The organism is Pandoraea sp. NE5, from assembly GCF_024363545.1.
Taxonomy (GTDB): domain Bacteria; phylum Pseudomonadota; class Gammaproteobacteria; order Burkholderiales; family Burkholderiaceae; genus Pandoraea; species Pandoraea cepalis.
The window spans coordinates 4,076,986-4,091,417 of the sequence record NZ_AP025517.1; the positions used below are offsets into that span (position 1 = coordinate 4,076,986).

The window sequence follows — 14,432 nt, forward strand, 5'->3', positions numbered from 1 at the left end:
ACGTCAGTGGGACAGCAGCACCGGCGTGGACATGTGCTTGAGCACCGTGCGTGTTGCGCCACCGAACACGAGTTCACGCGTCGGGCCGTGTCCGTAGGCGCCCATGACCAGCAAGTCCGCTTCGTACTCCTCGGTAACGGCCAACAACTGAACACCATCGCTGGCTTCGGTGTCCTGTCGGATCGACACCGGCTTCGCGCGCAATCCGTGTTTCTCCAGCAGGTGCACGATCTCCGTCAGTGACGGGTCGTCGCCCGCCGGGGAGCGGTTGATGCCGACGACGAAGATGTCCTGTGCGCGCCCGAGCAGTTGCCAGGCGTCGCCGATCGCACGTCTGGCTTCACGCGAGCCGTTCCAGGCAATCACGATGCGCCGGATTTCCTGTGGCAGCGTCACGTTGTGCGGAAGTCCGAGCACCGGTACGCCTGCCGAGACGACGATGTCGCCGATGCCATCGACACCGAGGGCGGCGACCCCACCCGGCGAGTCGGGTTGCCCGACGATGCACAGGTCGGTGCCTTTGGCAAAGTTCGACAGGATGGTCGTCGGCGCGCCGAACGGCGCATGCCAGTCTCCGGCGATATCGTGTTCGGCACAAACTTCCTGGAACAAATGCTCGGCCTCGTGCAACGCCGTCTGAGCGCGCCCCTCCGTCCGGTAGTGGTCTCCGGACGATTCGCGTTGTCCTGAATGCACCGCGCCCGGGCGGTGGGGCACGTAGATTCCCGCGAGACTGGCGTCATGGTGGCGGGCAAGCAGCCCGCTGAAGCGCAGCCGTGCCGCGCTCGTCGCGGTGTCGTCTATGTGGACACAAATTCTCCGTAAGCTCATTTCCTTCCTCCTCGCATGGGTCACCCGCGCATTCGCCTGCGACAAGACGGATTGCCGCGCAGGCATGCTTTGTTATAACGCGGCCAGCCCCCTCGGCGGCGAGATTCCCGCCATCGGGTTGATGCGAATCAAGCTCGCGCGGCTTGCGTGCGGCGCGTGACGTCCTGCATGAAATTGACGTCGGTCAAGCGCTGCCGAGAGAGACCGGCAATGCGCCCACTGAGGCGCTAAGGTGAAAGAACCCGGCGCGATACCCGCAACTGTCAGTAACGTTTGCGATCGCGCCATCCCTATTCTGTGGCACGGAGTACCCCATGAAGACTGATGCTCAACTGCAGCGCGACGTGATGGACGAACTCGCGCGCGACACTAACGTTCATGCCAGCGAGATTGGCGTCGAGGTGCGCGACGGCATTGTCACGCTCTCGGGCGAGGTCGCGAGTTTCTTTGAGAAGTGCGAAGCCGAGCGCGTCGCGGCGCGGGTCGCGGGGGCGCGCGCGATTGTGATCGGACTGGAAGTCGTGCCGATGTCGAAGGATCGTCATACCGATGCCGATATCGCAAGAGCCGCGCTTGCCGTGCTGAAGTGGCACGCCGGCCTGCCGGACGATGGCATGCACGTCAAGGTCGAGAACGGCTGGGTGTCCCTGGCGGGCGACGTCGAGACCTACACGCAGCGCGTGTTGGCCGAGAGTGCCGTTCGTACGTTGCGCGGCGTCAAGGGCGTCATCAACGACATCAAGGTGCTCAGTGGGCCCCATCGCACGGAAATTGTCGGGCATATCGCCGCCGCGCTGGCGCGTCAGGCGCAGCGCGAGGCGCGCCACCTCGACATTTCCATCTTGGGCAATGGCGAGGTGCTGCTGACCGGCACGGTCCATTCGCTGGCGGAAAAGGAAGCCATCCGGGGAGCGGCCATGACCACGCATGGCGTATGCGCCGTCGTGGATCGGCTAACGGTCGAGTAAGCGCGCCGGGTAATGCCCATGGGGCGGCACACGCAACGCGAACACGATAGACGCAGGAGAAGCCTGATGAACGCAGACCTGGAGGCCGTCATTCTGGACGTGCTGGACTCGTGTCGGGAGTTGTCGCTCGCGACGCTCATGGCGGACGGGAACACGCAGTCCGATGTCGTTTGTTTCGTCCATCACGGACTCGACATCTATTTCGCCACCGGGCGCGATAGCCGCAAGATGGCGAATATCGAGCGCGCCGCACAGGTCTCGTTCTGTCTTTACAAGCCCTATGTGGGATGGCCGGACATCAAGGCGCTGTCGGGCCACGCCTTTGCCGAAATTTTGCCGGACGAATCGTCCGAGCGTGTACTGGCGATGCGACTGCTCGATGAGCGTTTTCCAGACGCGTGGACGCGCGTTCCCGAACACGGTTCGAGTCGCTCCACCATCGTGAAGCTCGAATGCTGGGCGCTTCAGGTGCTCGACTACAGCCGCGGGTTTGGTCACGCCGATATCGTTACCGTTCCATCGAAACGTCGCTGCGAATAGCGCGAATAGCCGTGGCGTCGGTGGTTGAAGGAATGCAAAACAAGGGGAAGAAATCATGTACCGCAACATACTGGTGGCTTTCGATGCCAGTCCGCCCTCGGAAACCGCGCTGATCCACGCCGCGAGGCTCGCCAAGGCGCTCGGGGCCAGGCTTCGCGTCGCTTACGTCGAAGTCGACCCGGCACTTTATTTTCCCTTGATGGCGGCAGCACTGCCGTCGGTGGCCGACATGCAGAACGCGCTCAACGCCGAGACGTTGGCCGTTCGGGAAGCGGCATTGGACATTCTGGCGCGCGAGGGTGTTGCGGCCGATTTCGCGACGCTACCGTTGATGGACAGCCATATGCATATTGCCGATCGCTTGCTGACGGAGGTTCGGCGGGTGGGCGCAGATCTCGTGGTCACCGGCTCGCACGGACGCCGCGGCCTCGCGCGCGTCACGCTCGGTAGCGAGGCCAACCGCCTGCTGCAGCGAGCCGACCGGCCGGTGCTCATTATCAAGTCGCCCGCGCCATAGCGCGTGCGTGGTGTGCGGCGGTGCGATCAACCCCGGGACGCGGGGGGCTCGCCCCGACGCGTCAGCCCGCCTGATTGACGACCAGCAGCGGGCGATCGATCGCGCGGGCAACCCGCTCGTTCTCATGACCGTTGAACCATGAGAACAACCCATGACGATCCTGCGCGCCCACGACGACGAGATCCGCCTCCCATTCCTGCGCTTCCCGGAGTAGGGCGGCGGCCACGTCTTCCGCCAGGCGCGTGTGCGACACACGGCGCTCGATGTTCCCCTTGGCGCCCAGTTCGGTCATGATCGCCGAGGCTTGCGCGAGTGCATTTTCAGCCCGGGGGACGGCGGGCGTTGGCGTGAGCAGGGATTCCTCCAATTCGGACACGTCGACCCCGCGGTCCTCGACATAAATAGCCAGCAGGCTCGAATGCGGCGGGGCCACCTGCATCCCCACGCGCACCGCGTGCAGCGATGCCTCGCTACCGTCGACCGCAAACAGGATCCGACGCGCGTGGTGCAGTGACGATTCCGTCGCTTTCTTGGGAATCATGAGGATGGCGCGGTGGGTGTGCTCGGCCAGTGCGGCGGAGACCTTGGTGCCCAACAGGGCGGCGATGCCGGCGGCCGGTTCGGCGCCGACGACCACCAGGTCGGCATTCCATTCGTCGGCCACTCGGGCAATACCCGCCGAGATCTCGCGATTGCCCAGCGCAGGCCCGAGCAGCCGCTTGTGCACCTGTGCGCCAGTACGTTGCAATACCGCCTGCGCGCCCTCCAGCGCCACGAGTTCGTCGCGGCGGAGTTCGTCGAACGCGGCGCTGACATCGGCCGGCGTACGGGAGTGGGGCGTCAGGTAGGCCTCGGGGTCCTCGAAGAATCCCAGGACCAGCACCTGCGTGTCCGGCGAACAGAAATGGCCGGCATACGGAATGGCGTTCAGCGACGCGCCGCTGGGATCGACGGCAACGAGGATCCGCTGGAATGGCTTGGGAAAGCCATGGGGCGACAGCAGTTGGGAGACAGGTTCCATGGTCGAAGTCGCCGGGCACGGCGATCCTTATCGATGAATCGTTAATAGCATAGACGGTACACAGGCAGCGCCATTGCGTTCGATCAACATCGCACGCCACGACGCGGCGCCGACGCTCCCCGTCACTTATGCTATACCGTGCACTGAACGAAATAAACGGGCGCGCGATGACCGAAGCCATGCTCGACATTTTGCCGTATGCGACCGCACTGGCGATCGGCTTGCTCATCGGTGCCGAACGTGAGCGGCGCAAGGGGGCGAGCCGCGAGCGGGCGGCGGCAGGCATCCGGACGTTTGCGCTGACGGCCGTGCTGGGGGCGGTCGCCTTGGCCTTGGGGGGCGTTTGGCTGCTGGCTGCGGTGGTGCTGGCGCTCAGCGCCGTGTTGATCGCCGCCTACCTGCGTCCCCACGACGATCCGGGGATCACGACCGAGATCTCGCTGATCCTGACGCTGCTGCTCGGTGCGATGGCGCAACGCCACCCCGCCTTGACGATCGCCATCGCCGTGGCCGTCGCGAGCGTGATGCAGGTGCGCTTTCACTTGCATCGGCTCGTGACGCGCGTCGTGACGGAAGCCGAGTTGCAGGATGTGCTTCTGCTCGCGGTGGCTGCCCTCGTGATTCTGCCTATCCTGCCGAATCGGCCTATCGATGTCTTCGACTCGGTCAATCCGTCCACGATATGGCGCTTCACCGTTGTCATGCTCTCCATTGCCGTGATCGGTCATTTTGCCCAACGCGCGCTTGGGCCGAACGCGGGATTACCGGTCACGGGGTTCGCTTCCGGGTTCGCGTCCAGTATCGCCACGATCAGCGCGATGGGCCTGCAGGCCAGGCAAAATCCGGCCTTGTTGCTGCCCGCCGTCGCGGGAGCCGCGCTCTCCAGCGTCTCGACCATGGTGCAGTTGGCCATTGTGATTGGCACGGTCTTCCCGACCGTGTTGCTCCATCTTGCGTTTCCGCTCGGCGCTGGCGCCGTTGCCGCGCTGTCGTACGGCCTTTGGGCGCTTTGGCGCGCGAACCGGTGCGCCACGCCGCAAATGGTCCACATTGGAACCGCCATCGATTTGAAGTCCGCGTTGGTGCTGACCCTGAGTGTGTCCGTCGCCATGTTCGCTTCGGGGGCACTCTCGCATTGGTTCGGGAAATCGGGCTTGCTGGCGGTCGCCTTGGTGGGCGGCTTGGCGGACGCGCATTCCATCGCGGCCAGTGCCGCCGCGCTGGCCGAACAGGGCCGGCTCAGCGTCACGGACGTTGGCCTTCCGATACTGGCCGGGGCCTCGACAAACGCCATGGTCAAGGGGATTGCGGCGTTCGTATCCGGGGGGCCACGTTTCGCGAAGCTCGTCGTTCCCGGCATCGTGCTGGTGATCGCCGCGCTCTGGCTCGGGTACGCCTTCGCGCCGTCGATTTCATGATCGACGCCGAGGTTTCTCTTGATGTCAGTCAATTCGTCGGCGCGCTCGCGATCTAGATTAGACAACGTGCGACATGGATCGCAGCCCCCTGGGCGCACTGCGCCCCTTACCCCACGGAGTCAGCTATGGCAAACCTCACCCGATTCGATCCATTGAATTTCGACGAGCCGTTCGAGAACCTCATTCGTAACGCGTTCTGGCGTCCGCTTGCGCTGGAGAGCTCGAAGCGTATGCAAATCAAGCTCGATGTCGAAGAGGACGACAAGCAATTTACCGTACGCGCCGATATACCGGGTGTGAGCAAGGAAAACATCAAGGTCGCGCTCGACGGCAATCAGGTGTCCATCAGCGCGCACCTCAGCAACACCACGGAAAAGAAGGACAACGGCAACTTCGTGCATCGGGAACGGTATGAAGGCGATATGTACCGCAGCTTCTCGTTGTCACAGGCGGTCGACCGAGACAAGGCCGTTGCGAATTATCGCGACGGGGTATTGGAACTGGTGCTGCCAAAGCGGGCCGATGCCGGTCAACGGGAGTTGACCATTCAGTAAGCCGCACAGGCGGTATGGGAGGGTGCCGCTCAGGCACCCTCGCGAGGCGGGCTAGTGCAGCGTTTGCGGAAGCGGGATGAACGCGACGCCGCGCGGCATATCTTCAAATTCGGGCGACCGCAGCCCGTCGATCACCTGACACGCATAATCGATCGCGCATCGGAGCGCGCGATAGGGGTCTGCGTCCAACCGCTCGTTCAATGTGATCTGTATCACAACGCCTTCAGTCGGCGTGCCATCCGACAGAGGGCCGTCGTGCTTTGCGGTTGCGCCGCGCACGATCGCCACAGGCAGATAGCGCCGGTCGTGGCTCGGTACGGCAAATCCACCGCAACCGACAAGTTGCGCGTGAGCTTCGATAACGAATGCCTTGTAATGTTGTCGCAGCGTAGACATGAGAACCTCATAAGCACTTGGGATCGCTGGCACGATCCAGAGGGATTGACGAGCGCGTCTGCATTCAGCATTTGTAATGCCTGTGCGAGGGAGGCGCCATGACACAAGTCAATTCGTCACGATGCAGCGTCTTGGAAACGTTGCGCAGGACCGCATCGACGCCAGCAGCGCCCCAAAAAACGGCATTCGGCTGCGCCAGGCGTGTGTTCGATGGATTGACGACTTTCATTCGCCAATCAGCTCGTCTTGGCGCTCGGATTCGCAGCGATTCTCCCGTGTACCGGGACGAACCGCCCGCTGGGTACACTTACTCGATGCAATAACGCTGGATCGTGCTTCCCATTTGTTGTTTGGAGGGTTTCCTCTCATCTTTTCGGCTGATACGCCTGCCGATCCTGGACGGTAATATCTCTTGAAAGCTGAGAGAAATACGCTTTAGTTAACAAAAGAACGGCTGCGGGTCGGAATAGCATTCGCAGACCGTTGCAAAAGCCAATCCCGAGCGGTGGGTGGTTTGCGCTCGTTGGTTGCCGCCCTATATCAGGGGCATAGGTCACTGAATGGCTCAAAATCGGTCCGATGCGGTTCATCCGCAATGTGCCACCGCCTCGCCGGTGTCGCTGGGTACGCGAATCGAAGGCTCTGCCGGGCAGCCTCTCAGGGAAGCGGTTGCCACCAAATTCGGAGGCAAGGCATGACGCGTATCATGATCGCGGACGATCACGCCGTAGTGCGAGACGGACTCAAACATATCCTGGAGGGGGCGGGCGTGTTTGACGTCGTCGGCGAAGCGGCGGACGGCGCTGCGATCCCGTTGATGGTCAACGATTGCTCTCCCAACGTATTGCTGCTCGATCTGTCGCTGCCAGGAAGAAACGGTCTGGAACTGATCCGGCTGCTGCGCGATTCCCATCCGGCGTTGCGCATACTGGTGCTGACCATGCATTCGGAGGAGCAGTACATCGTACGTGCTTTCCAGGCGGGGGCAGCAGGATACCTGACCAAGGAAAGCGCGGCGGAAGAACTCGTCACGGCCATCAATCATGTGGCCGTGGGCGGCACCTATGTCAGCCAGTCGATCGCGGGCAAGTTGGCATCGAGCTTCCAGGGAAATGGCGACGACGTGCCGCATCGGCGCCTGTCCAATCGCGAACTGGAAGTCTATCGTCGTCTGGTGCGTGGCGAACCGCTCACCACCATCGCCAATGCGCTGTGTGTCAGCCCCAAGACCGTCAGCACGTACAAGATGCGTCTCATGGAGAAAATGCAGCTGCCCAATGAGGTGCAACTGGTGCGCTACGCGCTTCGCCATCATCTCTTCGACGAGGGCGATAACCTCTGACGTCTACGCGACCAGGCTCGCATGGCAAGGCGTCGCACGTTCGACCGCCCTCATGTCGGCACCGTCAGCATGCGCCAAGCGCTTCGCGGTCCAGCAGCGTAATCCGCTTTCCCGCAACCAGAATCAAGCCACCGCGCTGAAACCGCGATAACGACCGGCTGACCGTCTCGAGCTTCATGCCGAGATGGCTTCCGATGTCTTCGCGCGTCATGCGCAATGTGAACTCGCGGGGCGAGTACCCTCGCTGCTCGAAGCGATTCGAAAGATTCAGAAGGAAGGTCGCGACCCGTTGATCGGCACTCATGCTGCCCAATAACACCATCTGCGCCGTCTCTCGGACGATCTCGGCGCTCATGAGCCGGTGAATATGCTGTTGGAGCGGCGACAATTCGCGGCACAGCACCTCCAGGGGCTGGAATGGGATCACACAGACGGCGCTATCTTCCAGGGCGAAGGCATCGCAGGGATGTGACTCGGCGACGATGCCGTCCAGCCCGAGCAGTTCGCCGGGAAGATAAAATCCCGACACGTATTGGCGCCCCAGCGAATGCTGCGCCACGGTCTTGAACGACCCCGAGCGGACCGCGTAGAGACTCTGGAACGAATCGCCGGTCCGGTAAAGCGCATGGCCCTGCCGGACCATCCGCCAGGTACGCACGACAGATTTCAGGCGTGCCGCATCGTGGTCATTCAGCTTCGACGCAACACAGAGGTGTCGCAATACGCACGTACCGCACTGGGCGGGGGGATGCGAGATCAGCCCGCTCGACATGCCGTCATTGACCGTTGAAAACGCCTCGACGGCACCGAAGCGACGTTCGGCGTCTGCCAAATAATGTGATTCGTACATCGCCATCTCCCGGCCAGCCGTTGGCCTGCATGCACCGATTGCGCGCACCCGGGCGCCCAATGTTCCGGTTGTCTTCCTGCATGTGCCTACCCGCACTCGCGCGCTGTCTGGCGCTGCCCTCAAGTGGCATGTTTTGTCGTCGGGGTAGGGGCTTGAAACCAAGTATCGCGACGGCCGCGTCGGGGGGAAAGCAGGCGCGGCTGAGATCTTTGTAGGCAGACGCACGCCCGGTGTCAGGCAATCCTTACGCAGACCGTTTCGTGCGAACGCCTGACGGGAATGCTTGACCTTGGCTAAACCGGCGCCGCCCCCGATGACTAGGATGATCTTATGGGGGCGCTTAGCCGCCGTTCGAGGAGAACGTCAATGCCATTTATCGACCGGGCCGATGCCGCACGCCAGCTAGCCAAGGCACTCAACGCGTACTCGGGCAAGCACCCGTTGATTTTGGCCGTGCCACGCGGTGGGGTTCCGATTGGCGCCATCGTGGCCGATGCCCTCGGCGGCGATCTGGACATTGTGCTGGTTAGGAAGTTGGGCGCCCCTGGCAATCCTGAACTGGCGGTCGGCGCCGTGGACGAGAGCGGCTGGACGTACCTGACGCCATACGCGAAGCTGGCGGGCGGCGAGAGTGCCTATGTCGAACACGAACGAATGGTGCAACTCGACACCCTCCGGCGTCGCCGGGCCCGCTTTACGCCGGGAAGACAGCGGACGAGCGCCGACGGGCGGTTGGCGATTATCGTGGACGACGGCATCGCCACGGGGGCATCGATCATCGCGGCCTTGCACTCGGTGCGACAGCTTGGGCCAGCACGATTGATATGCGCAGTGCCGGTGGCCCCGCCAGATGCCTTGCGCGACATCGCGCCCTATGCCGACGAAGTGATCTGTCTGGAGACACCGGCCGATTTCAGCGCGGTGGGCGCCTTCTACCGAAAATTTCCCCAAGTCAGCGATGACGAGGTCGTCGCTTGCCTGCGCTCGCGCTAATGGCCCACGCCGCGCCTGTGCAATACCCGGTGTCCTGCGTGTCGCGCCGCATGTCTGCTGGAGTCAAGGCGTGAGAGAACCCTCCGAAAAGCCTGAAATCATCGCGAAGGAAATTGCCGCCACCGTGGTACCGCGCGCGGGCGTGACCAACGACCGGATCGTTGCGATCTTCGACGAAATCGCCGACCTCCTCGACGTCGAAAATGCGAATCCGTTCAGGGTTCGGGCCTACCGCAATGCGGCCAGGACGATCGGTGCGCTGACCGAGGACGTGGGCGTCCTGCTGGCGCGCGGCATCGACCTCACGACACTGCCGGGCATCGGCGCCGATCTCGCGGGAAAGATGCGCGAGATCGCTGAAACCGGCGCAAGCGAACTACTGACGCGCCTGCGCCGCGAAACGCCTGGACAGATTCAATCGTTGCTCAGTCTGCCGGGGCTGGGGCCGCGTCGTGTACACAGGCTGGAGCACGACCTGGACGTGCATACGATGGAGGATCTGGCCGCCGCAGCCCGTGAACACCGCATTGGTACGCTGCCCGGATTCGGGCAGCGCACGGAACAGCGCCTGCTTGACGCCGTGCAGGCGCGGCTCGACCGGCACCGCCGCTTCAGCCTCGATATCGCGATGCGCGCCGTCGATCCCCTCATGGCGTATCTGCGCGAGACCGGCACCGCGCAGGCGATGGCGGTCGCGGGCAGCTACCGGCGGGGCAGGGATACGGTGGGGGACCTTGACATCGCTGTGGCGTCTGGCCGGCCTCAAGCCGTGATTCACGCGTTCCTCGCCTACGATCAGACGCGATCGGTGATCTCCGCCGGAAGCACGCGGGCAAGCACGGTGCTGATGAATGACATGCAGGTCGACCTAAGAGTGGTGGCCGCGTCGAGCTATGGCGCGGCGCTCGTTTATCTGACCGGTTCGAAGGCGCACAACGTGGCGCTTCGCAAGATGGCGCAGGCACGCGGGCTGAAACTGAACGAATATGGTGTGTTCCGGCAAGGGCGAAAAATCGCTGGCCGCGACGAGGCGTCGATCTACGAAGCGCTCGATCTGCCATGGATTGCGCCGGAGTTGCGAGAGGACACCGGGGAACTGGAGGCGGCGCGCGATGGCACCTTGCCGCGCCTTGTCGAAGCCCGCGAGATCCGGGGCGATCTTCACGTCCACACGAACGAAAGCGACGGTGTCGACAGACTCGAAGCCATGGCCGTAGCGGCCGGCCGTCAAGGGCTTCAGTACCTGGCCATCACGGATCACTCGCCGCGTCTGGGCATCACGCATGGGTTGAGCGCCAGCCGTCTCGCCGCGCAGGCGGACGCCATCGACGCGCTGAATGCAAAGGGCGGATTGCCGGGGATTCTCAAGGGCGTCGAGGTCGATATCCTGGAAGACGGATCGCTCGATCTTCCCGACGCTGTGCTGGGGCGGCTCGATCTGGTCGTTGGCGCGGTTCACAGCCATTTCGATTTACCCGCCGACAAGCAGACCGCGCGGCTGTTACGGGCGATTGACCACCCGCACTTCAGCATCCTCGCACATCCCTTTGCTCGTTTGATCGGCGAGCGCGACGCTTGCCGGTTCGACGCCGCCCGCGTTTTCCAGGCGCTTGCCGAGCGCGGTGCTTTCGTGGAAGCCAACGCACAGCCGCGCCGGCTGGACCTGTGGGACACCGGCTGCCGGCTGGCGAAGTCGATGGGTGTGCGGGTGAGCATTGCCTCGGACGCGCACCGCACGGCCGACTTCAACCATCTGGCGTTGGGCCTCATGCAGGCCAGACGCGGCTGGCTCGAGGCCGCCGACGTCCTCAACACCCGCCCGCTGTCCCGGCTGCGCGCCATGCTCAAAAAGACGATGTAGCCGTGGCGGCAGGGCGTCTGCCCTGAACCTCATACACGAAGATCACGCCGATTTGCGCCATGTCATGGCACGCCGTGCGCAGATGGCTATAGTGAACCTGGCCCGCGCCGACAACGGCGGCGCATTGTCGAATTCGATGGGAGCGAGAGATGAACGACATTCGGACTGAATTCATGAATCACCGTCAGACCTTGGTCAACGACGCTGAGGCCCTCCTTGCCGATATCAAGGCGTTGCTGCGTGATATTGCCGACGAAGCCAATCCGGCGTCCGATGAAGCGCGTCCCGCACTCACTGCCAGGCTTCAGCAACTGACCGCACAGCTCGATACGCTGCGCACAACGAGCCGGCAGCGCGTGTCGGGATGGGCGCGAACCACTGACCATTACGTGCACGACCATCCCTGGCAGAGTGTAGCGGCCGCGGCATCCATCGCCGCGTTGGCGGCCGTCGCGGGCGCGGTGGTGGCCCCCATGATCGCTCGAGGCTGGCGTACGCCGTCGGATGCCGACCTGCGCCTTTGATGGGAGACCAACGATGGAAAGCCGCAAAAGCCCGGGACTTGGCGCGTTGGAGACGCTGATGGATACGGAGGAAAAACGCATTCAAAGCGTGATGGCCACCACCGAATCGCCGCTCGGCGAACGCTCGGCATCGGAGCCCCACGACGACGCCGACCTCGCGAACGAGGAAACCGCCGAACGCGTGCAAGATGCCATGCTCGATCGCTTTCGCCAACAGCTCTCGGATATTGAAGCGGCACGGGATCGCATACGCCGTGGCGAATATGGCATCTGCATCGATTGCCGCCAGAGTATTCCGTATGCCCGGCTGAAGGCGTATCCGACGGCGAAGCGATGTGCCGCATGTCAGCATCGCCACGAGCGACTTTTCGCGATCGATCACGCGAGGTGACCGGCGTGCGCAGGGGCGCTCGCCGCCGCGCGCTTGCCCTCCTGGCCGGCGGGCTGATGGGCTTGACGTGTGCTGGCATCACGAATGCCGCCCCCGCGCAACATGACGTCCTGATTCTCGTCTATCACCGCTTCGCGGAGCGCGTCACCGATTCGACCACGGTGCGCACGGAGACCTTCGCGTCGCAACTGCGCTTTTTCGAGGAGAACGGCTATCGGGTGGTACCGCTGGCCGACGTCATCGCCTGGCATGCCGGCGGGCAGGACAACCTGCCGCCGCGCGCACTCGTCCTGAGCGTGGACGATGGCCACCGGTCCGTCTACGAGGTGCTGTGGCCGATGTTGAAGGGGCGCTCGGTACCCGTCACACTCTTCGTCTACCCGTCGGCCATCTCCAATGCGTCCTATGCCATGACGTGGGATCAGTTGCGCGCGCTTGCGCAATCGGAGACTTTCGACATCGAGTCTCACACCGAATGGCATCCCAATTTCAAGACGGAGCGCGCGCGGCTGGCGCCTGCGGCTTACCGGCGCTTCGTGCACGATCAGCTTCGCCGTTCCCGCGATCGGATCGAGGCCGAACTGCATCGGTCCGTTCGTCTACTGGCGTGGCCGTTTGGCATTTACGATACTGAATTGGAGGCCATGGCGCGCGACGAGGGCTACACGAATGGGTTCTCTCTCGATGCGAAACCCGTCACGCCGCAGTCGAATGCCATGGCGTTGCCGCGATACCTCATGACGCAGCACTGCGGCATGACGTGCCTGCGCGGCATGTTGCGCAATGCACAAACGCATCATGATTAGCCGATGGATCGTCTGGAGCCTTTCGCTCCTGTGCCTGCGACCCGTGCCGCCGGCCACGGCAGACACCGTCGCAGCGACGGTCGTCGATGTGGCGACCCGCGAGCCGATTGCGGGCGCGACGCTCGTGAGCGGGGACCGCGCCTGGATAAGCGACCGCAAAGGCGAGATCGTGCTCCCCGATATGGCGCCGGGGGCGCCGATGGCCGTCTCGGTGCGCGCGCCGGGGTATGCGAGAGTGCAAGCCTCGCTGCGCGGGGGAGGTCGCGCGAGCGTTGCCATGACGCGCATCCACCCCAAAGCCGTCTATCTCTCCGTGTACGGCATCGCGAGCCGTGCATTGCTCGATGCCGTGCTGGCGTTGCCCGAACGTAGCACCATTAACGCGCTTGTCATCGATGTCAAAGGCGATCGCGGCATGACGCCGTATCGCAGTCCTGCGCGGGAAGGCATCGGTGCGCAGGCGCATGTGCCCGCGAATACGCCACGGGTCAAGGATCTGCCGGCACTGGTGAAATCGCTGCACGATCGCGGCCTGTACCTCATTGCCCGCATCGTGGTCTTCAAGGACGATCCTTTGGCGCGAGCCCATCCGGAGTGGGCGGTGCGCGATGCCGAGGGCAACGTGTGGCGTGACCGCGAACAGCTCCGATGGATCGATCCGACGATTTCCGCCGCATGGACGCACAATCTTGACGTCGCCGAGGAGGCGGCGCGCATGGGGTTCGACGAGATCCAATTCGACTACCTGCGATTCCCGGACGCACCCGGGTTGCAATTTCATGAGACCAACACCGCCGAACATCGGGTCGGCGCCATCACCGGCTTCCTGAGCGCTGCGCGCGAGCGTTTGCTGCGCTATAACGTCTACCTGTCGGTCGATATCTTCGGCTACGTCTGCTGGAACCTCAACGACACGGCGATTGGGCAGCAGCTCGAAACCCTCGCCGAGCAGGTCGATTACGTGTCCCCCATGCTCTACCCGTCAGGATTCACCCGGGGACTTCCGGGATCCGACCCGCCGACCGACCATCCGGGTGAGATCGTGTCGCGCTCTCTCGCGCAGGCGATGCGCCGCACCGGATTGCCCGGCGTGCGTTTCCGCCCCTGGCTGCAAGCGTTTCGGGACTATGCTTTCGATCGTCGTAATTTCGGCGCGGCCGAGATTCGTGCCCAAATCGATGCGGCCGAGGCGGCGGGGACCGACGGGTGGATGTTGTGGAATCCACGCAATCGATACGACCCGATGACCTTGCCGCGCTGAAGGCGCCGCGTGTGCCGATGGTCCATGCGAGAGGGACCTAGGCGCTCGCATGACGAGGCGTCGCGAGAGATGTCGCGCCATTTGATCCAGGCCAAGTTCTCGCGCGCGCAACCGCTTACTGTATCTATATCTGGCGGGCACTCATGGCGAGTCGCGTTG

Annotated in this window: 17 protein-coding genes; 12 read left to right on the top strand and 5 right to left on the bottom strand. The window is 63.5% G+C overall.

All coding sequences use genetic code 11. From position 1 onward, the window contains the following. Window positions 1-3: 3 nt before the first annotated feature. Window positions 4-831, bottom strand: a complete 828-nt coding sequence (locus PanNE5_RS18525) for a universal stress protein (RefSeq protein ID WP_261938578.1) — start codon at window positions 829-831, stop codon at window positions 4-6. A 314-nt stretch (window positions 832-1,145) separates the two neighbouring features. On the opposite strand from PanNE5_RS18525, the gene PanNE5_RS18530 reads away from it, so the two are divergent. The 3 genes from PanNE5_RS18530 to PanNE5_RS18540 all read left to right on the top strand — a co-directional run bounded on the left by PanNE5_RS18530 (window position 1,146) and on the right by PanNE5_RS18540 (window position 2,856). Further along, entirely contained in the window at window positions 1,146-1,799 is a 654-nt protein-coding gene (locus PanNE5_RS18530; RefSeq protein WP_017234448.1) for a BON domain-containing protein, read from the top strand. 66 nt (window positions 1,800-1,865) lie between these two features. Then, window positions 1,866-2,339 (top strand): pyridoxamine 5'-phosphate oxidase family protein, encoded by a 474-nt coding sequence (locus tag PanNE5_RS18535; protein ID WP_017234449.1) that lies wholly within the window; start codon window positions 1,866-1,868, stop codon window positions 2,337-2,339. A 55-nt stretch (window positions 2,340-2,394) separates the two neighbouring features. Further along, a complete protein-coding gene (locus PanNE5_RS18540) occupies window positions 2,395-2,856 on the top strand; it encodes a universal stress protein (RefSeq protein ID WP_017234450.1) in 462 nt (153 codons plus the stop codon). Window positions 2,857-2,917: 61 nt separating this feature from the next. On the opposite strand, the gene PanNE5_RS18545 is transcribed toward PanNE5_RS18540, so the two are convergent. Further along, complete coding sequence (locus tag PanNE5_RS18545) at window positions 2,918-3,877, bottom strand: universal stress protein (protein ID WP_017234451.1); 960 nt, start codon at window positions 3,875-3,877, stop codon at window positions 2,918-2,920. Window positions 3,878-4,044: 167 nt separating this feature from the next. Between PanNE5_RS18545 and PanNE5_RS18550 the strand changes: the two genes are divergently transcribed. Together PanNE5_RS18550 and PanNE5_RS18555 are read left to right on the top strand one after the other, a co-directional pair. Continuing rightward, entirely contained in the window at window positions 4,045-5,295 is a 1,251-nt protein-coding gene (locus tag PanNE5_RS18550) for an MgtC/SapB family protein (protein ID WP_261938579.1), read from the top strand. 125 nt (window positions 5,296-5,420) lie between these two features. Then, complete coding sequence (locus PanNE5_RS18555) at window positions 5,421-5,849, top strand: Hsp20/alpha crystallin family protein (protein ID WP_017234453.1); 429 nt, start codon at window positions 5,421-5,423, stop codon at window positions 5,847-5,849. A gap of 51 nt (window positions 5,850-5,900) precedes the next feature. On the opposite strand, the gene PanNE5_RS18560 is transcribed toward PanNE5_RS18555, so the two are convergent. After that, window positions 5,901-6,278, bottom strand: coding sequence for a hypothetical protein (locus PanNE5_RS18560; protein ID WP_261938580.1), 378 nt, complete (start codon window positions 6,276-6,278; stop codon window positions 5,901-5,903). Window positions 6,279-6,309: 31 nt separating this feature from the next. Beyond that, window positions 6,310-6,474, bottom strand: coding sequence for a hypothetical protein (locus PanNE5_RS18565; protein WP_017234455.1), 165 nt, complete (start codon window positions 6,472-6,474; stop codon window positions 6,310-6,312). Between the two features lie 465 nt (window positions 6,475-6,939). Between PanNE5_RS18565 and PanNE5_RS18570 the strand changes: the two genes are divergently transcribed. Further along, complete coding sequence (locus PanNE5_RS18570; protein ID WP_017234456.1) at window positions 6,940-7,587, top strand: response regulator transcription factor; 648 nt, start codon at window positions 6,940-6,942, stop codon at window positions 7,585-7,587. A gap of 64 nt (window positions 7,588-7,651) precedes the next feature. Here PanNE5_RS18570 and PanNE5_RS18575 read toward each other — a convergent pair whose 3' ends face one another. Continuing rightward, window positions 7,652-8,437: a helix-turn-helix domain-containing protein gene (locus tag PanNE5_RS18575; protein ID WP_017234457.1), complete on the bottom strand. Its 786-nt coding sequence runs from the start codon at window positions 8,435-8,437 to the stop codon at window positions 7,652-7,654. Between the two features lie 366 nt (window positions 8,438-8,803). Between PanNE5_RS18575 and PanNE5_RS18580 the strand changes: the two genes are divergently transcribed. The 6 genes from PanNE5_RS18580 to PanNE5_RS18605 all read left to right on the top strand — a co-directional run bounded on the left by PanNE5_RS18580 (window position 8,804) and on the right by PanNE5_RS18605 (window position 14,273). Beyond that, complete coding sequence (locus PanNE5_RS18580; RefSeq protein WP_017234458.1) at window positions 8,804-9,430, top strand: phosphoribosyltransferase; 627 nt, start codon at window positions 8,804-8,806, stop codon at window positions 9,428-9,430. Between the two features lie 70 nt (window positions 9,431-9,500). Further along, window positions 9,501-11,291, top strand: coding sequence for a DNA polymerase/3'-5' exonuclease PolX (gene polX / locus PanNE5_RS18585; RefSeq protein WP_261938581.1), 1,791 nt, complete (start codon window positions 9,501-9,503; stop codon window positions 11,289-11,291). Window positions 11,292-11,440: 149 nt separating this feature from the next. Next, entirely contained in the window at window positions 11,441-11,815 is a 375-nt protein-coding gene (locus PanNE5_RS18590) for a YqjD family protein (RefSeq protein WP_261938582.1), read from the top strand. A gap of 13 nt (window positions 11,816-11,828) precedes the next feature. Beyond that, window positions 11,829-12,206, top strand: a complete 378-nt coding sequence (locus tag PanNE5_RS18595) for a TraR/DksA family transcriptional regulator (RefSeq protein WP_261938583.1) — start codon at window positions 11,829-11,831, stop codon at window positions 12,204-12,206. After that, on the top strand, window positions 12,203-13,012 hold the full coding sequence (locus tag PanNE5_RS18600) for a polysaccharide deacetylase family protein (RefSeq protein WP_261938584.1): 810 nt from the start codon (window positions 12,203-12,205) through the stop codon (window positions 13,010-13,012). The genes PanNE5_RS18595 and PanNE5_RS18600 overlap by 4 nt, the downstream gene beginning before the upstream one ends. Next, window positions 13,005-14,273: a putative glycoside hydrolase gene (locus PanNE5_RS18605; protein ID WP_261938585.1), complete on the top strand. Its 1,269-nt coding sequence runs from the start codon at window positions 13,005-13,007 to the stop codon at window positions 14,271-14,273. Before PanNE5_RS18600 ends, PanNE5_RS18605 begins: the two co-directional genes overlap by 8 nt. Window positions 14,274-14,432: the final 159 nt, after the last annotated feature.